Origin of the sequence: Rhodococcus sp. 114MFTsu3.1, assembly GCF_000383555.1 — a bacterium.
Classification (GTDB): domain Bacteria; phylum Actinomycetota; class Actinomycetes; order Mycobacteriales; family Mycobacteriaceae; genus Rhodococcoides; species Rhodococcoides fascians_E.
This window is the reverse complement of record NZ_KB911544.1, coordinates 169,846-190,638: the sequence shown is the minus strand read 5'-3', so window position 1 is coordinate 190,638 and position 20,793 is coordinate 169,846. Positions and strand designations below refer to the sequence as shown.

Annotated in this window: 18 protein-coding genes and 1 pseudogene; 18 read left to right on the top strand and 1 reads right to left on the bottom strand. The window is 66.0% G+C overall.

Translation table 11 applies throughout. The annotated features are described in order from the left end of the window. Positions 1-23 precede the first annotated feature (23 nt). The 8 genes from alaS to aroB all read left to right on the top strand — a co-directional run bounded on the left by alaS (position 24) and on the right by aroB (position 8,790). Positions 24-2,693, top strand: coding sequence for an alanine--tRNA ligase (gene alaS / locus H292_RS0100850; protein ID WP_027498528.1), 2,670 nt, complete (start codon positions 24-26; stop codon positions 2,691-2,693). Positions 2,694-2,695: 2 nt separating this feature from the next. Then, a complete protein-coding gene (ruvX, locus tag H292_RS0100845) occupies positions 2,696-3,268 on the top strand; it encodes a Holliday junction resolvase RuvX (protein WP_019666401.1) in 573 nt (190 codons plus the stop codon). Next, the gene (locus tag H292_RS0100840) at positions 3,265-4,590 is read left to right on the top strand and encodes an endolytic transglycosylase MltG (protein WP_020110133.1); all 1,326 of its coding nucleotides are present in this window, start codon (positions 3,265-3,267) and stop codon (positions 4,588-4,590) included. Before ruvX ends, H292_RS0100840 begins: the two co-directional genes overlap by 4 nt. A 3-nt stretch (positions 4,591-4,593) precedes the next feature. Further along, entirely contained in the window at positions 4,594-5,403 is an 810-nt protein-coding gene (locus tag H292_RS0100835) for a shikimate dehydrogenase (RefSeq protein ID WP_020110132.1), read from the top strand. A gap of 115 nt (positions 5,404-5,518) precedes the next feature. Next, positions 5,519-5,944 (top strand): prepilin peptidase, encoded by a 426-nt coding sequence (locus tag H292_RS0100830; RefSeq protein WP_230594246.1) that lies wholly within the window; start codon positions 5,519-5,521, stop codon positions 5,942-5,944. Between the two features lie 13 nt (positions 5,945-5,957). Next, complete coding sequence (aroC, locus tag H292_RS0100825; RefSeq protein ID WP_026348018.1) at positions 5,958-7,145, top strand: chorismate synthase; 1,188 nt, start codon at positions 5,958-5,960, stop codon at positions 7,143-7,145. After that, a complete protein-coding gene (locus H292_RS0100820) occupies positions 7,142-7,672 on the top strand; it encodes a shikimate kinase (RefSeq protein ID WP_019666396.1) in 531 nt (176 codons plus the stop codon). The genes aroC and H292_RS0100820 overlap by 4 nt, the downstream gene beginning before the upstream one ends. A gap of 5 nt (positions 7,673-7,677) precedes the next feature. After that, complete coding sequence (gene aroB, locus H292_RS0100815; RefSeq protein WP_027498527.1) at positions 7,678-8,790, top strand: 3-dehydroquinate synthase; 1,113 nt, start codon at positions 7,678-7,680, stop codon at positions 8,788-8,790. Positions 8,791-8,873: 83 nt separating this feature from the next. On the opposite strand, the gene H292_RS0100810 is transcribed toward aroB, so the two are convergent. Then, positions 8,874-9,494 (bottom strand): B-4DMT family transporter, encoded by a 621-nt coding sequence (locus tag H292_RS0100810; RefSeq protein WP_019666394.1) that lies wholly within the window; start codon positions 9,492-9,494, stop codon positions 8,874-8,876. A 73-nt stretch (positions 9,495-9,567) separates the two neighbouring features. Here H292_RS0100810 and H292_RS0100805 point away from each other — a divergent pair, with 73 nt between their 5' ends. The 10 genes and pseudogenes from H292_RS0100805 to pyrF all read left to right on the top strand — a co-directional run bounded on the left by H292_RS0100805 (position 9,568) and on the right by pyrF (position 20,760). Continuing rightward, a complete protein-coding gene (locus H292_RS0100805; protein WP_027498526.1) occupies positions 9,568-10,671 on the top strand; it encodes a M24 family metallopeptidase in 1,104 nt (367 codons plus the stop codon). Between the two features lie 48 nt (positions 10,672-10,719). Further along, entirely contained in the window at positions 10,720-11,283 is a 564-nt protein-coding gene (efp, locus tag H292_RS0100800) for an elongation factor P (RefSeq protein ID WP_019666392.1), read from the top strand. 43 nt (positions 11,284-11,326) lie between these two features. Beyond that, positions 11,327-11,815 (top strand): transcription antitermination factor NusB, encoded by a 489-nt coding sequence (gene nusB / locus H292_RS0100795; RefSeq protein WP_026348015.1) that lies wholly within the window; start codon positions 11,327-11,329, stop codon positions 11,813-11,815. A gap of 131 nt (positions 11,816-11,946) precedes the next feature. Beyond that, a pseudogene (pyrR, locus tag H292_RS26660) lies at positions 11,947-12,534 on the top strand (bifunctional pyr operon transcriptional regulator/uracil phosphoribosyltransferase PyrR); the annotation flags it as partial. Positions 12,535-12,647: 113 nt separating this feature from the next. Continuing rightward, complete coding sequence (locus H292_RS0100785; protein WP_019666389.1) at positions 12,648-13,619, top strand: aspartate carbamoyltransferase catalytic subunit; 972 nt, start codon at positions 12,648-12,650, stop codon at positions 13,617-13,619. After that, a complete protein-coding gene (locus H292_RS0100780; protein ID WP_019666388.1) occupies positions 13,616-14,953 on the top strand; it encodes a dihydroorotase in 1,338 nt (445 codons plus the stop codon). Before H292_RS0100785 ends, H292_RS0100780 begins: the two co-directional genes overlap by 4 nt. Continuing rightward, on the top strand, positions 14,953-15,465 hold the full coding sequence (locus H292_RS0100775; RefSeq protein ID WP_019666387.1) for a PH-like domain-containing protein: 513 nt from the start codon (positions 14,953-14,955) through the stop codon (positions 15,463-15,465). Before H292_RS0100780 ends, H292_RS0100775 begins: the two co-directional genes overlap by 1 nt. After that, positions 15,462-16,598, top strand: a complete 1,137-nt coding sequence (gene carA, locus H292_RS0100770) for a glutamine-hydrolyzing carbamoyl-phosphate synthase small subunit (protein ID WP_019666386.1) — start codon at positions 15,462-15,464, stop codon at positions 16,596-16,598. The genes H292_RS0100775 and carA overlap by 4 nt, the downstream gene beginning before the upstream one ends. Then, positions 16,598-19,939, top strand: a complete 3,342-nt coding sequence (gene carB / locus H292_RS0100765) for a carbamoyl-phosphate synthase large subunit (protein ID WP_020110128.1) — start codon at positions 16,598-16,600, stop codon at positions 19,937-19,939. The genes carA and carB overlap by 1 nt, the downstream gene beginning before the upstream one ends. Continuing rightward, positions 19,936-20,760 (top strand): orotidine-5'-phosphate decarboxylase, encoded by an 825-nt coding sequence (gene pyrF / locus H292_RS0100760; RefSeq protein ID WP_026348014.1) that lies wholly within the window; start codon positions 19,936-19,938, stop codon positions 20,758-20,760. Before carB ends, pyrF begins: the two co-directional genes overlap by 4 nt. Positions 20,761-20,793 lie beyond the last annotated feature (33 nt).

The following is a 20,793-nucleotide window of genomic DNA, read 5'->3' as shown; positions in this document are numbered from 1 at the left end:
GGTTCTCCGGTTAACCTGTACCAGTGCAAACCCATGACATTCGCAGGCGTTTCCTCGACCACTTCGTGAAGGCGGGGCACACCGAAGTGCCCAGTGCCTCGCTCGTGCTCGACGACCCCAACCTGCTGTTCGTCAATGCGGGCATGGTGCAGTTCGTTCCGTACTTCCTGGGTCAGCAGACTCCGCCGTACGCAACGGCCACCAGCGTCCAGAAGTGCGTCCGCACACTGGATATCGAGAACGTCGGGATCACGACGCGCCACAACACCTTCTTCCAGATGGCCGGCAACTTCTCGTTCGGCGATTACTTCAAGCGTGACGCCATCAAGTTCGCGTGGTCGCTGCTGACAGGAAGCGTCGAGGACGGTGGCTACGGGTTCGATCCCGAGCGCATCTGGGTGACGGCGTACCTCGACGACGACGAGGCCATCGCGCTCTGGAAGGAACTCGCCGGGATTCCGGACGAGCGGATCCAGCGTCGCGGCATGGCGGACAACTACTGGTCGATGGGCATCCCCGGGCCGTGCGGTCCGTGCTCCGAGATCTACTACGACCGTGGCCCCGAGTACGGAGTCGACGGTGGTCCCGAGGCCGACGAGGATCGCTACATCGAGATCTGGAACCTCGTCTTCATGCAGAACGAGCGCGGCCAGGGGATCAGCAAGGACGACTTCGAGATCCTCGGTCCGCTGCCGAAGCAGAACATCGACACCGGCATGGGCGTCGAGCGTGTCGCGTTCCTGCTGCAGGGCGTCGACAACGTGTACGAGACCGACTTGGTACGTCCGGTCATCGCCAAGGCCGAGGAACTCAGCGGACGCACGTACGGCGTCGATCACACCGACGATGTTCGTTTTCGTGTCATCGCGGACCACGCCCGCACGGCAGCACTGCTGATCTCCGACGGAGTCAACCCCGGCAACGACGGACGCGGTTACGTACTGCGGCGTCTGCTGCGCAGAATCGTGCGGTCCGCACGTCTGCTCGGTGCACCAGATCGGACGATGGCTCAGCTGATCACCGTCGTCCGAGACACGATGGCCGAGTCGTACCCCGAGTTGGTCACCGGGTTCGACCGCATCCTCAACGTCTCGGTCGGCGAGGAGACGGCGTTCCTGAAGACCCTGACTTCGGGGTCCAAGCTGTTCGACACGGCCGCGGAGACGGTCAAGTCCTCGGGCAGGAAGACGATCGGCGGTGCCGAAGCGTTCGCGCTGCACGACACCTACGGATTCCCGATCGACCTGACGCTCGAGATGGCGTCGGAGGCGGGGCTGACCGTCGACGAGGACGGGTTCCGGTCGCTCATGGCCGAGCAACGTCAACGCGCCAAGGACGACGCCCGGGCCCGCAAGCATGCGCACACCGACCTGTCGGTGTACAAGGATTTCGTCGATCGTGGGCCGACCGAGTTCACCGGGTTCGACGAGTTGTCCTCGGAGGCGAACGTTCTCGCCCTGATCTCCGGCGGCGTCCGTGTCCCGACGGCCACTGCCGGGGAATCTGTCGAGGTGATCCTCGACCGGAGTCCGCTGTATGCGGAGTCCGGTGGTCAGATCGCGGACATCGGCACCATCACGGCGCCTGGACTGTCGGTCGAGGTCGACGATGTGCAGAAGATCGCCAAGAAGGTGTGGACGCACAAGGTGACGGTGCAGACAGGGCAGATCACCGAAGGCGACGTGGTACGTGTGTCCGTCGATCCGGCGTGGCGCAAGGGCGCGACGCAGGGCCACTCGGGTACGCACATGGTGCACGCCGCACTCCGACAGATTCTGGGCCCCAACGCAACTCAGGCCGGTTCGCTGAACAAGCCCGGCTATCTGCGGTTCGACTTCTCGTGGCAGGGTGCGCTGACGGAATCGCAGCGAAGCGACATCGAAGCCGTCGCGAACGATGCGATCGGCGCCGACTTCGCGGTCAACACGTCCGTGACTGATCTCGCGAGTGCCAAGGCGATGGGCGCGATGGCGCTGTTCGGTGAGAACTACGGCGACGAGGTGCGTGTCGTGGAGATCGGTGGGCCGTTCTCGATGGAGCTGTGCGGCGGCACGCACGTCGAGCATTCCTCGCAGATCGGGCCCGTCACATTGCTGGGAGAGTCGTCGGTCGGGTCGGGTGTGCGCCGCGTGGAGGCATTCGTCGGACTCGATTCGTACCGGTACCTGGCGAAGGAACGTGCGCTTCTCGCGGGAGTCGCGTCGTCCCTGAAGGTTCCGAGCGAGGAAGTGCCGGCCCGAATCGAGACGCTGGTGGAGAAGCTCCGCGTGGCGGAGAAGGAGCTCGAGGCCGTCAAGGCTGCTGCGGTTCTGTCCTCGGCCGGGGATCTGGCCGCCGGCGCGGAGCGGATCGGCAGCGTTCGGGCGGTCATCTCTCGGGCACCGGACGGTGTGGGCGGAAACGACCTGCGGACCCTCGCGACCGACGTACGAGGCAGGCTCGGCAGTGACCCGACGGTCGTCGTGCTGTTCGGCTCGGTGGACGGCAAGGTGCCGTTCGTCGTCGTCACCAACAAGGCCGCTCAGGACGCAGGCGTGAAGGCAGGCGAACTCGTCGGCAGTTTCGGTCCGGCGATCGGCGGACGTGGCGGCGGTAAAGCCGATTCCGCGCAGGGTTCCGGATCCGATCCGGACGGCATCGCCCAGGCCCTCGTGGCCGTCCGTGCTCGTATCTCCGAAGCAGTCGACGCCTGATCGTGAGTGAATCCACAGCCCGATCCGGCGCCGGTCGGACGCCGGATCGGCCAGGGTTCGACGACCCGGGACCAGGGAGACGGCTCGGGATCGACGTCGGCAGTGTCCGTATCGGTGTCGCATCGAGCGACCCGGGATGCGTACTGGCCACACCGGTCGAGACCGTGGCCAGAGCCAAGGCGAAAGGCGCGGACGCATCCGATGTCGCTCGTGTCGTCGAGCTCGCCCGCGAATACGAGGTCGTCGAGATCGTCGTCGGGTTGCCGCGGACGTTGCGCGGCGAGAGCGGCTCCGCCGTCAAAGCAGCCCAGGGTTTCGCTCGCGTACTCGCACGGCACATACCGGACGTTCCGATCCGTATGGCCGACGAACGACTCACCACGGTGACGGCGTCGCGTGCGCTGCGCGACAGCGGCGTTCGCGCGAAAGCCCAACGCGGCGTGATCGATCAGGCCGCGGCCGTCGCAATCCTTCAGGGATGGCTGGACGAACGTTCGGCGCATCTCGCTCGGCAAGAACACCCAGTTTCCACCCCGTCGGAAGAGCAGAGTCGCATCCCGGAGGTCGGCGAGTGAACTACAGGCAGCACGAGGACGAGGCCCACACCGATCCGATCGGCTACCCGACCGGGGAGGGCAGCGAGTTCCACCGTGCCGTACACGAGGGCGCTGCCCCCAGAGGCCTGCCGCAGGAGGTCGGCCGGAGCAGGGCGCAGACAAGGCACGCACGCAAAGCCGGTAGCCGGCGCAAGCGCGGCCGCATCATCGGGGCCACACTCGGCCTCGTCCTGATTCTCGTGCTCGCGGGCGGAGGCTACTTCGTGTACGACCGGTTCTCCGGTGGCGCTGTCGTCGCGGAGGATTACCCGGCCGGTGCCCGCGGAGACTCCGTCGTCGTCCGGGTCCATCCCGGTGACACGGCGCAGCAGATCGGCGGCGAGGCCGTCGCCAAGGGAGTCGTCGCCAGCGAGGGGGCGTTCATGGGCGCCGCAGTCCAGAACTCCGCGATGGCGTCGGTGCAGCCGGGTTACTACCTGCTGCCCAGCAATGTGCCGGCATCCGAAGCCGTCGCCACTCTGGTGGACCCGGCGTCGCGCGTCGGAAGTGTGGTGATCTCCGAGGGACGCCAGCTGCACGACTCGCGTGACGTCAACACCGACGCGGTCAAGAAGGGCATCTACACGCTGTTGTCCGAGGCCAGTTGCGTCGACGCGACGGGAAGCGGAACCCCCACCTGCATCTCGTACGAGGACTTCAACGCCGCGGGTGGCGTCGACGACCCGACTGCGTTGGGGGTCCCGGCATGGGCAACCGATCAGGTACGTGGGGTCCCCGATCGTGATCGTCAACTCGAAGGACTCATCGCGGCAGGCAGCTGGGACATCGATCCCACCGCCACGCCGGGCGAGATCCTGAGTCAGCTCGTGTCCGAGAGCGCCACGACGTACGAGAGCACCGGAATCCTGACCGCCGGAACCAATTCCGGCCTCGATCCGTATCAGACTCTGGTCGCCGCATCCCTCGTCGAACGTGAGTCGTTGCCTGCGGACTTCAGCAAGGTCGCGCGGGTGATCATCAACCGCCTGGCCGAGCCTCAGAAGCTGGAGTTCGACTCGACGGTCAACTACGCGCTCGACACCACCGAGGTCGCGACGACCGACCTCGACCGAGCGACCGTGACTCCGTGGAACACCTATGCGATGGAAGGACTCCCGGCCACTCCGATCGCCGCGCCGAGCGTCGCGGCGGTGGAAGCGGTCGAAGCGCCGGCCGACGGTGACTGGCTGTACTTCGTCACCATCAACGCGGCGGGCGACACGCTGTTCACCCGCAGCTACGACGAGCACCTCGCGAACATCGGACTGGTCGAGGACGGCTTCCTCGAGAGCGGCCGCTGATCGGTGCATGCTGCTGTTCTGGGGAGCCCCATCGGGCACTCGAAGTCTCCGCTTCTCCACCGTGCTGCGTACGCCGCCCTCGGGTTGACCGACTGGACGTACGAGAGAATCGAATGCACGGGGGAGCAGCTTCCCGGGCTCGTCGACGGGCTCGCCTCCGACTGGATCGGTCTGTCGGTGACGATGCCGGGCAAGGTCGCGGCCCTCACCTACGCCGACGAACGCACCGAACGTGCTGTGCTCGCTGGATCGGCCAACACGCTCGTTCGCGTCGACGGGCACTGGCGAGCTGACTGCACCGACGTCGACGGTGTGCTCGGGGCGTTGAGGGAAGCCGGGACCGACGATCTGACGGGAACGGCCGTCACCGTCGTCGGAGCCGGTGGCACGTCACGGCCGGCGATCGTCGCCCTGGCCGAATTGGGCGCGACATCGGTCACCGTCGTCGCACGCTCGCGTGAGAGAGCACAGGACACCCTCGACTGCGCGGCGGCGTCGGGAGTGCGCGCAGCTTTTCTGGCCGTCGACGATCCCGAACTGGCCGACACTGCGGCTGCGTCGTCGGTGTTGGTCAGTACCGTTCCGGCGAACGGCGCCGCACCGTACGCACACGCGATGGCGCAGGCTCCCGTCGTCCTCGACGCGATCTACGACCCGTGGCCGACTCCGTTGGCCGACGCAGTCCGCGGCGCAGGCGGCACCGTCGTCTCCGGTCTGGCCATGCTGCTGAACCAGGCGTACGGGCAGGTCGAGCAGTTCACGGGTCGGCCCGCACCCAAGGACGAGATGCGCGCCGCCCTCGCCGCGCCGTAGCGCCGTCCGGTGAACAGCCTGCGCGTTGTCCACAGGTCGGCGGTTGTGCACAGGGCAATGTCCGAGCTGGGACGTCGCGTCGGCTCCCTCGGGTGCTCGGTCCAGAGTGATTCCCGTGACGTGGTGCGCTCTGTTCGTCCTGTGGTGCGTGGTGTCCAGCGCGGTCGACCTCGCGACTCGCAGGCTCCCGAACCTCCTCACCGGCGTCGGGGCGGCCGGACTGATCGGATGGGCTGTCACCGGTGACGAGTACGGTGCGACGTTCGCGGGCGCCGGTGCATTGTTCGGGTGTTATCTGGTGGTGCACCTGGCGGTGCCACGCGCGTTCGGTGCCGGTGACGTCAAGTTGGCGTTCACCGTCGGAGGCGTCGCGGGACAGTTCGGTGTGGACGCGTGGGCCATGGCGGCCGTGACTGCGCCGCTGCTCACCGGGGCGGCCGGGATGGCCTGTGTCCTCGCCGGGCGACGCCACGTCGCAGTGCCCCACGGCCCGGCGATGTGCGCGGCGACCCTGCTGGCGATCACCGTGGCCCCGACGTGAAAAGATGGTCGCTGTGCTGCGCTGGATAACTGCCGGAGAATCCCACGGTCCCGCTCTCGTATCCATTCTCGAAGGAATGGTGGCGGGCGTCGAGGTGAACTCCGAGGACATTGCCACTCAACTCGCTCGTCGCCGTCTTGGGTACGGCCGAGGTGCGCGGATGAAGTTCGAGGCGGACAAGGTCACCATCACCGGCGGTGTGCGGCACGGTCGTACCCTCGGTGGCCCCATCGCCATCGAGGTGGGTAACACCGAGTGGCCGAAGTGGGAGCAGGTCATGTCGGCCGATCCCATCGATCAGAGCGTCCTGTCGGATCTCGCACGCAACACACCGCTGACACGCCCACGGCCGGGCCACGCCGACTACTCGGGCATGCTCAAGTACGGATTCGACGACGCCCGCCCGGTTCTCGAGCGCGCGAGTGCGCGTGAGACCGCGGCTCGTGTCGCGATCGGCACCGTCGCCCGTCGATTCCTGAAGCAGGCATTCGGTGTCGACGTCGTCTCGCACGTCATCTCCATCGGTGCCTCCGACCCTTACGTCGGCCCGCCGCCGCACGGTGACGACCTCGACGCCATCGACGCAAGTCCGGTGCGGGCGTTCGACAAGGCGGCCGAGGAATCGATGATCGCCGAGATCGAAGCAGCCAAGCGAGACGGCGACACCCTCGGCGGAATCGTCGAGGTCGTCGTGCACGGGTTGCCCGTGGGTCTCGGGTCCTTCGTCAGCGGCGAGAGGCGGCTCGACGCACGGCTCGCTGCCGCACTCATGGGGATCCAGGCCATCAAGGGTGTCGAGGTCGGCGACGGCTTCGAGACTGCCCGTCGACGCGGCAGCGCCGCGCACGACGAGATGACACCCGGGCCCGACGGCATTCTCCGTTCCACCAACCGCGCCGGTGGGCTCGAGGGCGGAATGACCAACGGTGAAGCCATCCGCGTCCGCGCGGCCATGAAGCCCATCTCCACGGTGCCTCGTGCTCTCGCGACGGTCGACATGAGTACCGGCGACGAAGCCGTCGCCATTCACCAGCGTTCCGACGTGTGCGCCGTGCCCGCCGCGGGGGTCGTCGCCGAGACCATGGTGGCTCTCGTCGTCGCGCAGGCAGCGTTGGAGAAGTTCGGTGGAGATTCGTTGGCGGAGACGGTCAGCAACGTCGATCACTACGTGAAGGGCACAGCTGCCCGACCTCCGCGATGACTCCGTACGCGGTGCTGGTCGGCCCGCCCGGCGCCGGCAAGTCCACGATCGGTCGACGGGTCGCCGCGGCGCTGGAGCTCGAGCTTCTGGACACCGACGTGGCCATCGAACGGACCACGGGGCGCACGATCGCGGACATTTTCTCGCAAGATGGGGAACCGGCCTTCCGAAGCATCGAGGAGACCGTCGTCGCAGAGGCGTTGGCGACGCACTCCGGCGTCGTCTCCCTCGGAGGTGGTTCGGTGTTGTCCGAACGGACCCGAGCACTTCTGGCGCCGTTGCCCGTCGTGTACCTCGAGATCAGTGTCGCCGAGGGCCTGCGGCGCACCGGCGCGAACACCGCCCGGCCACTGTTGGCCGGGCCCGATCCACGCGCGAAGTACCAACATCTGATGCGAACACGTCGACCTCTCTACCGCGGAGTCGCGTCCATTCGAGTACGTACCGACGGTCGAAGTCCGGCGCGGGTCGTCGGGCAGGTCGTCTCGAAACTGACCCAGTACCACGAGCAGAAAAGTGTGAGGTGACCGATATGACCGAGCCTGTGCGCGTCATGGTCGAAACGGCTGCTCCCTACCCGGTGATCATCGGACGGGGATTGTTGAACGATCTGGTCGACGAACTCGCCGGTGTGGCGACCGTTGCCATCTTCCATCAACCTCCGCTGTCCGAGACCGCCGAAGTGGTACGAGAATCGTTGGCGGCGAAGGGAATCGATGCTCACCGCATCGAGATCCCCGATGCCGAGGACGGCAAGGAACTTGCCGTGGCCGGCTTCTGCTGGGAGGTTCTCGGACGAATCGGACTGACGAGATCCGACGCTGTGGTGAGCCTCGGCGGCGGTGCCGCCACAGATCTGGCGGGTTTCGTCGCTGCGACGTGGATGCGCGGCGTGAAGATCGTCCATGTCCCGACGACGCTGCTTGCGATGGTCGACGCTGCCGTCGGCGGCAAGACGGGCATCAACACCGAGGCCGGCAAGAACCTCGTCGGGTCGTTCCACGAGCCGTCGGCGGTCCTGGTCGACCTGGCCACACTGGAAACGGTCCCGCGCAACGAGATCGTCGCGGGTCTCGCCGAGGTCATCAAGACGGGCTTCATCGCCGACCCGGTGATCCTCGACCTGATCGAGGCCGACCCGGAGGCTGCGCTCGACCCGTCGGGCACCGTGCTGCCCGAGCTGATTCGGCGTTCCGTCGAGGTGAAGGCACGCGTGGTGGCCGCGGACCTCAAGGAGTCAAACCTCCGAGAGATCCTGAACTACGGGCACACCCTCGGCCACGCGATCGAGCGACGTGAACGGTACCGCTGGCGCCACGGCGCAGCAGTCGCGGTGGGCCTGGTGTTCGCAGCCGAACTGGGCCGGCTCGCGGGCCGCCTGGACGACGCGACCGCGGACCGTCATCGCAGTGTGCTCGAAGCAGTGGGACTTCCCGTGGGCTACGACGGCGACGCCTTCGGCGACCTGCTCAAGGGAATGCAGTCCGACAAGAAGAACCGTGCGGGGCTGCTGCGCTTCGTTGTGCTCGACGGGCTGGCCAAGCCGGGTCGTCTCGAAGGACCGGACCCGTCCCTGCTGGTGGCGGCCTACTCGGCCATCGCGAAGGACAACTCGGGTTCGTCGTCCACCGGCATCCTGCTCTGACCGACCTGCTCTGACCCGTCCGCTCTGACCAGTGAGGGCATGTGTGCACGTGCACACATGCCCTCACCGGTCAGTTCAGGGGACTACCTGTCTTTCTCGACCGCCGGGAAGACCTCGGTGTCGGAGTTGTCTCCCGACCATTGCGATTGCTCTCGGCCCGCCTGATCGCGACCGGACTGATGCCGTCCGGACTGCTGAGGAGCACCTGCGGTGCTGTCCACCGGATGGCGGTCGTGCCGTTCCTTGGCGTGCTCCTCGTCCGCGGCCGCAAGTTTCTTGTTGGCTTCTCGCCCCGCCAGGAGCCGACCCAGGAAGACCGCGATGGTGGCAGGAATGAAGATGACCAACACCGTGAACGCGGCCCCGGAGGTCAGTTCGAAGAAGAGGGTGTTCTGACCGACGCTGAAGTCGACGATGAGCTGGACCAGCCAGGTCACCAGACCGGCAGCCAGGCCGCCCAATGCCGCAGCCTTGAGCCAGACCATGGTCAAGTCCTCGCCGTAGTCCGGATCGGGATTCTTCCGCCGGTCCCGAATGCCGTCCAGCCCCGCCCAGACGACGACGGCGATCAACACCACCGCGATGCCCAGCCACCGGAGTTGCGATCCGTGCAGAGGCCACTGAGTCACAGTGACGCCGAGAAGAATTCGCACCCCCACGTTGATCAAGCACATGCCGATTCCGCGTACCACCCACCCTGTCATGGGGGACAGCCTAGCCCTACGCGCCGGTAGGTGTGTCCGACCCCACAGAACTGTCCGGCGGTAGTTTGTAGGAATGCCTGTAGATCACAGCGGCAGACGCGCCGCTCTTCGGCGAAGCATGGAAGCGAACGATCTCGAATCCCTGCTCGTCACCGACCTTCTGAACATTCGCTACCTCACCGGATTCACCGGGTCCAACGCCGCGTTGATCGTGTCGATTCACGATTCGCCGGGCCGCGAGGACAACACGGTCGTCTGCACGGACGGGCGTTACGTGACCCAGGTCGCCGATCAGGTGCCGGACCTGCGAGCCGTGATCGACCGCGCGTCGGCGTCGTACCTCCTGGGCGGCGAACTCGCGCCCAGGAACGCATCGATCGGCTTCGAATCCCACGTCGTCACGGTCGACCAGCACCGGGCGTGGACGAGCCTCGACTCCGCCCTGAATCTCGTTCGTAGTCCCGGTCTGGTGGAGGACCTGCGGATGGTCAAGGACGAGCACGAGGTAGCCCTGCTGCGCGATGCATGCCGGGCAGCGGACGACGCGTTCGCGGTGCTGGTGGAGCGTGGATCCATCGCTGCTGGACGTACCGAACTCGAGGTCGCCCGAGAACTGGAATCGCTGATGATCGAGCACGGAGCCGACGGAATCTCGTTCGAGACCATCGTGGCAGCCGGGCCCAACTCGGCCGTTCCGCATCACCGCCCGACATCCGCGGTCCTGGCGACCGGTGACTTCGTGAAGTTCGATTTCGGAGCGCTGGTCGGGGGCTATCACTCGGACATGACGCGCACACTCGTCATCGGCGCTCCGCAGGACTGGCAGAAGGATCTGTACGCGTTGGTGTTGCAGTCGCAGACGGCAGGCAGGGACGCCCTTGCACCTGGTGTGAGCACGGCGTCCGTCGACGCAGCGTCGCGCTCGGTGATCGAGGAGGCCGGTTACGGCGAGTTCTTCCTCCACGGGCTCGGCCACGGCGTCGGACTGGAAATCCACGAAGCGCCGGGAATTGCCCGCACCAGCACCGGTACACTGCTGAGCGGTGCAGCTGTGACCGTCGAGCCGGGAGTGTATTTCTCGGGACGCGGTGGCGTCCGGATCGAAGACACACTCATCGTCCGTGACGGCGGTCCCGAGCTGCTGACCATGACCAGCAAGGAACTTACTCTCGTGTGACGCACGGCAGTTCCTGAACACGAGAAACACGAGGAGACGTAAGAGCCAGTGGCTTCCACAAGCGATTTCAAGAACGGTCTTGTCCTCAGCATCGAGAACCAGCTGTGGTCGATCATCGAATTCCAGCACGTCAAGCCGGGCAAGGGCCCCGCGTTCGTGCGCACCAAGCTGAAGAACGTCCTGTCGGGCAAGGTCGTCGACAAGACCTTCAACGCGGGCGTCAAGGTGGACACCGCAACCGTCGACCGCCGCGACATGACGTACCTGTACCACGACGGTTCGGACTTCGTGTTCATGGACGGCGACACGTTCGACCAGATCTCCATCAGCGAGGCCACCGTCGGCGAGAGCTCACGATTCCTCCTGGAGAACATGAAGGTCCAGGTCGCGACGCACGAGGGTGCACCGCTGTACGTCGAGCTGCCCGTCACGGTCGAGCTCGAGGTCAAGCACACCGATCCCGGCCTCCAGGGAGATCGCTCCACCGGCGGCACCAAGCCCGCCACCCTCGAGACCGGCGCCGAGGTGTCGGTTCCGCTGTTCGTCAACACGGGCGACAAGCTGAAGATCGATTCGCGTGACGGCAACTACCTCGGGCGTGTGAATTCCTGACGTGTCGTCGAAGAAGAACCATTCGGCCGGCAAAGGTGAGCCGGTGAAGAAGCTCGGTGCACGCCACAAGGCCCGCAAGCGGGCCGTGGACTTCCTGTTCGAAGCCGAGGCTCGGGACACCGATCCTGTGAACCTGGCGAAGGAACGCATCGAGCTCGCTCGCGGCGACGATTCGATCGCGCCGGTCAGCGAGTACACCGAAACTCTCGTCGGCGGGGTAGCGGAGAACCTGGACCGGCTGGACAGTGTGATTTCCGATCACCTGACCGACTGGACCCTGAACAGGCTTCCCGCGGTGGATCGGGCGATCCTTCGTGTCGCGGTGTGGGAACTGTTCCACGCCACCGACGTGCCTCCCGTCGTCGCTGTCGACGAAGCGGTCGAACTGGCCAAGCAGCTGTCCACCGACGATTCACCGTCGTTCGTCAACGGTGTTCTCGGCCAGATCGTTCTCGTCGCCCCACAGGTCCGCGCAGCTGCTGCTGCGGTGTCCTCTCGGGACGACGCGAACAGCAGCACCGACAGCGAGTAATACCGCTCACGCGACGCTCCCCGAATTACGCCGTCGGGGAGCGTCGTTGCTAGGCTGTTACACCGTCAGACATCCTTTAACGATCCGTCCAGAGAGGCGGAGAAGGAGGTCGTAGTTTGCCTGCGTCCGTTGTGCCCCCCGATCCCTCGACGCCTGATCCCTCGTCACCCGGCTCGTCGCGTGAGCTTCTCTCCGCCGCCGACGTTGGTCGGACCGTGTCTCGAATGGCACACCAGATCATCGAGAAGACGGCACTCGACTCCGCGGATGCGCCCCGCGTCGTCCTCCTCGGTATCCCGACTCGCGGGACCACGTTGGCCGAGCGCCTCGCCGAGCGGATCGGAACGTTCACCGGCGTCCGCCCGCCCGTCGGTTCGCTGGACATCACCCTCTACCGCGACGATCTTCGCGGCAAGCCGCATCGCCCCCTCGAACGTACGTCCGTCCCCTCGGGCGGCGTCGACGACGCCCTCGTGGTCCTCGTCGACGATGTCCTCTTCTCCGGCCGCACGGTCCGCTCGGCCCTGGATGCACTGCGCGACCTCGGTCGACCGCGTGCCGTTCAACTGGCGGTCCTCGTCGACCGCGGTCACCGCGAACTACCCCTCCGGGCGGACTACGTCGGCAAGAACGTACCGACCGCGCGTACCGAGGACGTGTCGGTGCAGTTGGTCGAGCACGACGGCCACGATCGCGTCAGCATTTCGGACGGGAGCGGAGCCCGCAGGAGTGACCCGGAAGTGGACGGGAGCGGAGCCCGCAGGAGTGACCCGGAAGTGGACGGGAGCGGAGCCCGCAGGAGTGACCCAGAGGAAGACGGGAAGGACGCTCGGTGAAGCATTTGTTGTCGGTTGCGGATCTGAGCCGTGAGAGCGCGACCGAACTGCTCGACGACGCGGACCGGTTCGAGCAGGCGTTGCTGGGCCGGGAGGTGAAGAAGCTTCCGACGTTGCGGGGACGCACGGTGATGACGGTGTTCTTCGAGAACTCGACCCGGACGAGGGTGTCGTTCGAGGTGGCGGGCAAGTGGATGAGTGCCGATGTCATCAATGTCAGTGCCAGCAGCTCGTCGGTGTCCAAGGGTGAGTCTCTTCGTGACACGGCGATGACGTTGCGGGCGGCGGGCGCGGATGCGTTGATCGTTCGTCACCCAGCGTCGGGTGCTGCGCACCAGATCGCGAAGTGGACGGCTGGGCTGGGAACCGGTGGGTCCTTCGACGCTTCCGCATCCGGCGGCCCGTCGGTCATCAATGCAGGCGACGGTACTCACGAACACCCGACGCAGGCGCTTCTGGATGCGTTGACGTTGCGGCAGCGGCTCGGCGACATCGAAGGCAAGCGCATCGGAATCGTCGGGGACATTCTGCACAGTCGTGTGGCGCGGTCGAATGCGATTCTGCTGTCGACGCTGGGGGCCGAGGTCGTGCTCATCGCGCCGCCCACGTTGCTTCCGGTCGGAGCGTCGACGTGGCCGGTTCGGGTGTCTCACAGCATCGACGCCGAGTTGCCCGCGCTCGATGCGGTGCTGATGTTGCGGGTGCAGGCGGAGCGTATGAACGGTGGGTTCTTCCCGTCGCCGAAGGAGTACTCGATCACCTACGGGTTGTCGCAGAAGCGGCTCGATCTTCTGCCCGAGCACGCTGTCGTTCTGCATCCCGGTCCGATGCTGCGCGGAATGGAAATTGCGTCGTCGGTGGCGGATTCACCGCGGACTGCTGTATTGCAACAGGTTACGAACGGAGTTCATGTGCGCATGGCGGTGCTGTTCCGATTGCTCGTCGGCTCGGACGGAGGTGCGCTGTGAGCGTTCTGCTCCGCAACGTCCTCGTCTACGGGGAACAACCGGCCACCGACGTTCTAGTGTCCGACGGCCAGATCGCCGCGATCGGAACCGATCTCGACGCCGGCGATGCCGAGGTCGTCGAGGGGAGCGGGCAGATACTGCTTCCCGGATTCGTGGATCTGCACACACATCTGCGTGAGCCGGGTCGTGAGGACACCGAGACCATCGACAGTGGATCTGCTGCCGCGGCACTGGGCGGATACACCGCAGTGTTCGCGATGGCCAACACCGCGCCTGTCGCCGATTCCGTCGTCATCACCGACCACGTGTGGCGTCGCGGGCAGGAAGTCGGCTTGGTCGACGTGCATCCCGTCGGAGCGGTGACCGTCGGGCTCGGTGGTACTCAGCTCGCCGAGATGGCGACCATGGCCGGTGGTGTCGGCAAGGTGAAGATGTTCTCCGACGACGGCAAGTGCGTCGACGACCCGTTGATCATGCGCCGGGCACTCGAGTACTCGAGCTCTCTGGGTGTTCTCGTCGCGCAGCATGCCGAAGAGCCTCGGTTGACCGTCGGAGCCGTGGCGCACGAGGGCCCGACTGCGGCTCGGCTCGGGTTGACCGGGTGGCCACGCGCCGCTGAGGAGTCCATCGTCGCCCGGGACGCGTTGTTGGCGCGCGATGCGGGTGCGAAGGTGCACATCTGCCATGCGTCCACTGCCGGAACGGTCGAGATCCTGAAGTGGGCGCGGGGGCAGGGGATTTCGATCTCCGCCGAGGTGACGCCTCACCACCTTCTGCTCGACGATTCGCGGCTCGAGACGTACGACGCGATCAACAAGGTCAACCCACCGCTCCGGGAAGCATCGGATGTCGACGCTCTCCGGCGAGGACTGGCCGACGGCACGGTCGACTGCGTCGCGACCGACCATGCACCGCATGCGGAGCAGGAGAAGTGCTGCGAATTCTCCCAGGCACGTCCAGGAATGCTGGGCCTCGAGACCGCGCTTGCGATCGTTGCGCAGACGATGGTGGACACCGACCTGCTGGACTGGCGCGGTGTTGCCAGGGTGATGAGCGAGCGTCCGGCCGAGATCGTCGGCCTCCCGGATCAAGGACGACCCGTGGAAGTGGGGGAGGTCGCCAACCTCGTCCTCGTCGATCCCGCTTCGCCGTGGACGGTGCGAGGCAAGGGCTTGGCCAGCCTGTCGCACAACACACCGTTCGAGGAGATGACCTTCTCCGCCAAGGTCACCACCACGCTGCTGCGCGGTCGAATCACCGCTCGCGACGGTGTGGTTCGACGCCCCGACCGTCTCGGACTCGGCAGTGTCGATGACCGGAAGGTGAGCGAGTAATGGACAGAGTTCTCATCGTCATCGCGTTCATCGTGTTCTGGATCGCGATGATCGGCCTCATCTTCTGGGGTTGGCGAGGCAGGCAGAAGCGTCAAGCCGACTCGATCGGCTCGTTCCCACCGGTCCCGGACGACCTCGGCGCGACACTGATCGAACCCTCCACCGGGCTGTACGTGGGCAGCACCATCGCCCCCAGCTGGCAGGACCGCATCGCCGTCGGCGACATCGGCCACCGCGCGACCGGTGAGCTGTCCCGACACGAGCGAGGAATCCTGCTCGAGCGTTCCGGGGAGTCCACAATCTGGATTCCGCAGGAGTCCATCTCGGTGATCCGAACCGAACGCGGGCTCGCGGGCAAGGTCATGAGCAAGGACGGACTGCTCGTCATCCGCTGGACGCTTCCCACCGGCACCGAGATCGACACAGGCTTCCGCGCCGACGACAAACTCGTCTACCCCATCTGGGTGGACACCGATACCGATCGACACGATTCGAAGGAGACAACGGCGTGAGCAGCGCAGTTCTTGTTCTGGAGGACGGCCGGACCTTCCGCGGCACCACCTTCGGTGCACAGGGCCGGACGCTCGGAGAGGCCGTGTTCTGCACCGGCATGACCGGCTACCAGGAGACACTGACCGATCCCAGCTACCACCGCCAGATCGTCGTCGCCACGGCGCCGCAGATCGGCAACACAGGCTGGAACCAGGAGGACGGCGAAGCGGCCAGCGCTCAGGATCCCAACAAGATCTGGGTTGCCGGCTACGTCGTTCGAGACCCGGCTCGGCGCACGTCGAGTTGGCGCGCGACCGGTTCGTTGCAGGATCAGCTCGAAGCACAGAGCGTCGTTGGCATCGCGGGGATCGACACCAGAGCACTGGTGCGTCACCTGCGTACACGCGGATCCATGCGTGCGGGCGTCTTTTCCGGGGACGCTCTGGGCACCCAGGACGAGATGCTGCAGCAGGTCCTGGATCAGCCCTCCATGCTCGGCGCCGACCTGGCGGGTGAAGTCACCACGAAGTCCGGTTACGTCATCGAGCCGACGGGCGGCGACGCCCGCTACACCGTCGTCGCAGTGGACCTGGGAATCAAGACCAACACCCCACGGATGTTCGCCGAGCGCGGTATCCGCGTGCACGTCGTCCCGTCGGCCACGTCGATCGAGCAGATTCTGGAACTGAAACCGGACGGGGTGTTCCTGTCCAACGGACCGGGCGACCCGGCAACGGCCGACGCCAACGTTGCGCTCACTCGCGAGGTGCTGGAGAGGAAGCTGCCGCTCTTCGGCATCTGTTTCGGTAACCAGATCCTCGGACGCGCGCTCGGGCGTAGCACGTACAAGATGAAGTTCGGCCACCGCGGCATGAACATCCCGGTCGTCGAACACACCACCGGACGTATCGCCATCACCGCCCAGAACCACGGGTTCGCTCTCGAAGGCGAAGCGGGCGAGGAATTCGACACCGACTTCGGTCGGGCTCGTATCAGCCACACCTGCGCCAACGACGGGACGGTCGAGGGCGTGGAGCTGCTGAGCGGCACCGCGTTCTCGGTCCAGTACCACCCGGAGGCAGCGGCAGGCCCGCACGACGCCGCCTACCTGTTCGATCGGTTCACATCCACCCTCGAGGGAGCTGACAAGTAATGCCACGCCGCTCAGATCTGGGACACGTCCTGGTCATCGGATCGGGACCGATCGTCATCGGACAGGCCTGTGAGTTCGACTACTCCGGAACCCAGGCTTGTCGGGTGCTCCGCGAGGAAGGACTGCGCGTCAGCCTCGTCAACTCCAATCCGGCCACCATCATGACCGACCCCGAGTTCGCCGACGCCACCTACGTCGAGCCGATCACGGCCGACTTCATCGAGAAGATCTTCGCTCGCGAAGCTCTGCAGGGGAACCCGATCGACGCCGTGCTGGCGACGCTCGGCGGCCAGACGGCGCTCAACGCCGCGGTGGCACTGCACGAGCAGGGAATTCTCGAGAAGTACGACGTCGAGCTCATCGGTGCCGATTTCGACGCCATTCAGCGCGGTGAGGATCGGCAGAAGTTCAAGGACATCGTCGCCAAGGTCGGGGGAGAGTCGGCTCGTTCGGCTGTCTGCTACACGATGGACGAGGTTCGGGCGACGGTCGCCGATCTCGGATTCCCCGTCGTCGTCCGCCCGTCCTTCACGATGGGTGGCCTCGGCTCGGGTATGGCCTACAACGACGAGGACCTTGCACGCATCGCCGGCGGCGGACTCGCCGCGTCGCCGACGGCCAACGTGCTCATCGAGGAATCCATCCTCGGATGGAAGGAATACGAGCTCGAACTGATGCGCGACGGCCGCGACAACGTGGTCATCGTCTGCTCCATCGAGAACGTCGACCCGGTCGGTGTGCACACCGGGGACTCGGTCACGGTTGCTCCCGCCATGACGCTGACCGACCGCGAGTACCAGAAGATGCGTGACCTCTCGATCGACATCCTTCGTGAGGTCGGCGTGGACACCGGCGGCTGCAACATCCAGTTCGCCATGGACCCGACCGACGGACGGCTCGTCGTCATCGAGATGAACCCCCGCGTGTCGCGGTCGTCGGCTCTTGCATCGAAGGCGACGGGATACCCGATCGCGAAGATGGCAGCCAAGCTCGCCATCGGCTACACGCTCGACGAGATCGTCAACGACATCACCAAGGAAACACCCGCCTGCTTCGAGCCGACGCTCGACTACGTCGTGGTCAAGGCACCTCGGTTCGCGTTCGAGAAGTTCCCCGGCGCCGACGGCACCCTGACGACGACGATGAAGTCCGTCGGCGAGGCGATGTCGATCGGGCGCAACTTCACCGAAGCCTTCGGCAAGGTCATGCGTTCGCTCGAGACCAAGCGCGCGGGCTACTGGACCGGCCCCGAGGTCGAAGCCGAGAGCCTCGAGGCTTTGCTGGAGGACATCTCGGTCCCGAAGGACGGCCGGATGTACGGCATCGAGAAGGCCTTCGCGCTCGGTGCGACTCTCGAGCAGTTGTTCGACGCCACGAAGATCGACCCGTGGTTCCTCGATCAGATCCAGCAGATCCACGAGCTGGGCAACGAACTGCGTGCCGCCGAGAAGTTCGACGAGACGCTGTTGCGACAGGCCAAGTACCACGGGCTGTCGGACCGCCAGATCGCTGCGCTGCGTCCGGAACTCGTGGACGAGGACGGTGTTCGCGCGCTGCGCGACGAGCTCGGCGTCCATCCTGTCTACAAGACGGTCGACACCTGTGCGGCGGAGTTCGAGGCGAAGACCCCGTACCACTACGGAACCTACGAACTCGACCCCGAGGCGGAGTCCGAGGTAGCCGAGCAGCGTGAACGTGACAAGGTGCTCATTCTCGGCTCGGGCCCGAACCGAATCGGACAGGGCATCGAGTTCGACTACTCGTGTGTCCATGCGGCACAGACGTTGTCGGAAGCCGGGTACGAGACCGTCATGGTCAACTGCAACCCCGAGACCGTCTCCACCGATTACGACACCGCCGATCGGCTCTACTTCGAACCGTTGACGTTCGAGGACGTACTCGAGGTCTACCGCGCCGAGGCTGCGTCGGGAACCGTGCGCGGCGTCATCGTGCAGCTCGGCGGTCAGACGCCCCTGGGCCTTGCCAAGCGACTGAAGGCCGCCGGTGTGCCGATCGTCGGTACCAGTCCCGAGGCCATCGATCTCGCCGAGGACCGCGGTGAGTTCGGACGCGTCCTCACCGAAGCAGGGTTGCCTGCACCGAAGTTCGGCACCGCGACCACGTTCGACGGTGCCCGCGACATCGCCGGCGGAATCGGATACCCCGTGCTGGTGCGTCCGTCGTACGTCCTCGGCGGACGCGGCATGGAGATCGTGTACGACGAGGCATCCCTCGCCGACTACATCTCGCGCGCCACCGAGATCTCGCACGACCGCCCGGTTCTCGTCGACCGCTTCCTCGAGGATGCCGTCGAAATCGATGTCGACGCATTGTGCGATGGCAGCGAGGTCTACCTCGGCGGCGTCATGGAACACATCGAGGAAGCCGGAATCCACTCCGGTGACTCCGCGTGTGCGCTGCCGCCGATCACGTTGGGCCGAGCGGACATCGAGAACGTGCGCCGCTCGACGGAGTTGCTCGCCAAGGGCATCGGCGTCAAGGGTTTGCTCAACGTTCAGTACGCCCTCAAGGACGACATCCTGTACGTCCTGGAGGCGAACCCCCGCGCGAGCCGCACGGTGCCGTTCGTGTCCAAGGCGACGGCAGTGCAGTTGGCGAAGGCGTGCGCCCGCGTCATGCTCGGTGAGTCGATCGCGGACCTGCGCGCCAGCGGCATGCTTCCTGCGGAAGGCGATGGGGGAACGACGCCGCTCGACGCACCGATCGCGGTCAAGGAAGCCGTGCTTCCGTTCAACCGCTTCCGTCGTGCCGACGGAACGGGCGTGGACACGCTCCTGAGTCCCGAGATGAAGTCCACCGGTGAGGTCATGGGCATCGACGCGGACTTCGGTACCGCGTTCGCCAAGAGCCAGACGGCGGCGTACGGCTCACTCCCGGCCTCGGGCGCCGTGTTCGTTTCCGTGGCCAACAAGGACAAGCGTTCGTTGATCTTCCCGGTCAAACGGCTCACGGACCTGGGCTTCACGATTCTCGCGACCGAAGGCACTGCAGAGGTGCTGCGACGCAACGGGATTGCGTGCGAACAGGTCTACAAGCAATCGGGCGAGGACGTCCCTGCGGGCGAATCGACCATCGTCGATCGCATTCTCGCCGGCGACGTGGCCATGGTGATCAACACCCCGTACGGCAATTCGGGCCCTCGCGTGGACGGTTACGAGATCCGAAGCGCGGCCGTTGCGCAGAACATTCCGTGCATCACCACTGTGCAGGGCGCGTCCGCCGCGGTGCTGGGGATCGAGGCAGGTATCGCGGGCGGTATCGGCGTGCGTTCGCTGCAGGATCTGCACGCGGCGCTCGCAGGCGGTGCCGGGGCGTCATGAGCCACCACGGGTGGCTCGGACGGCTCCGCCGTGCGATCGAGCACCGCGGACGACTGTGCGTGGGGATAGATCCTCACCCTGCACTGCTCGAGCAGTGGGGACTGTCGGTGGACGCCGAGGGGCTCGAGGTGTTCGCGGAGAAGTGCGTGGAGGCGTTCGTCGGCGAGGTCGCTGTCGTGAAACCTCAGGTCGCATTCTTCGAGGCCTACGGGAGTGCGGGATACGCGGTTCTGGAGCGCACCATCTCGGTACTGCGGGATGCCGGGACTCTCGTGATCGCCGACGCGAAACGGGGCGACATCGGCACGACGATGAGCGCGTACGCGCAGACGTGGCTCGGGGAGGGGACCGACCTGTCGTCGGACGCGGTGACCGTCTCGCCGTACCTGGGTTTCGAGTCCCTGCAGGACACGATCTCGCTGGCTCGACGAGGTGGCAGGGGAGTGTTCGTTCTGGCGCGCACCTCGAACCCCGAAGGCGCAGCCCTGCAGAACGCCGCGGCGGGTTCCTCGACGGTCGCGCAGTCGATCGTCGACGGTGCAGCGGCAGCGAACGGCGACGGCTCGGCGACGGTCGGCCTCGTCGTCGGCGCCACCCGTGATCACGGACTGGATCTGTCGTCCTTCGACGGCCCGATTCTCGCGCCCGGGCTCGGCGCGCAGGGTGCGACAGTGGCCGATCTGGCGCAGATCTTCGACGCCTCGACAGCGCTGCTGCTTCCCAGCTCCTCGCGTGGTGTTCTCGCTGCCGGGCCGTCGGTCGCTGCTCTCCGAAGCGCTGCGGCGACGCTCCGCGACGAAGTCGAGGCGGGTCTTTCATAGCCGATAGGACCGACCTCGTCGGCCACGGGGTGA

What these genes read in the sequence shown, in the direction of transcription:
- carB (WP_020110128.1), top strand. Translation starts at nt 16,598, where the DNA reads ATGCCACGCCGCTCAGATCTGGGACACGTCCTGGTCATCGGATCGGGA.
- H292_RS0100805 (WP_027498526.1), top strand. Translation starts at nt 9,568, where the DNA reads ATGCCTGTAGATCACAGCGGCAGACGCGCCGCTCTTCGGCGAAGCATG.
- H292_RS0100820 (WP_019666396.1), top strand. Translation starts at nt 7,142, where the DNA reads ATGACTCCGTACGCGGTGCTGGTCGGCCCGCCCGGCGCCGGCAAGTCC.
- aroB (WP_027498527.1), top strand. Translation starts at nt 7,678, where the DNA reads ATGACCGAGCCTGTGCGCGTCATGGTCGAAACGGCTGCTCCCTACCCG.
- H292_RS0100810 (WP_019666394.1), bottom strand. Translation starts at nt 9,494, where the DNA reads ATGACAGGGTGGGTGGTACGCGGAATCGGCATGTGCTTGATCAACGTG.
- pyrF (WP_026348014.1), top strand. Translation starts at nt 19,936, where the DNA reads ATGAGCCACCACGGGTGGCTCGGACGGCTCCGCCGTGCGATCGAGCAC.
- H292_RS0100775 (WP_019666387.1), top strand. Translation starts at nt 14,953, where the DNA reads ATGGACAGAGTTCTCATCGTCATCGCGTTCATCGTGTTCTGGATCGCG.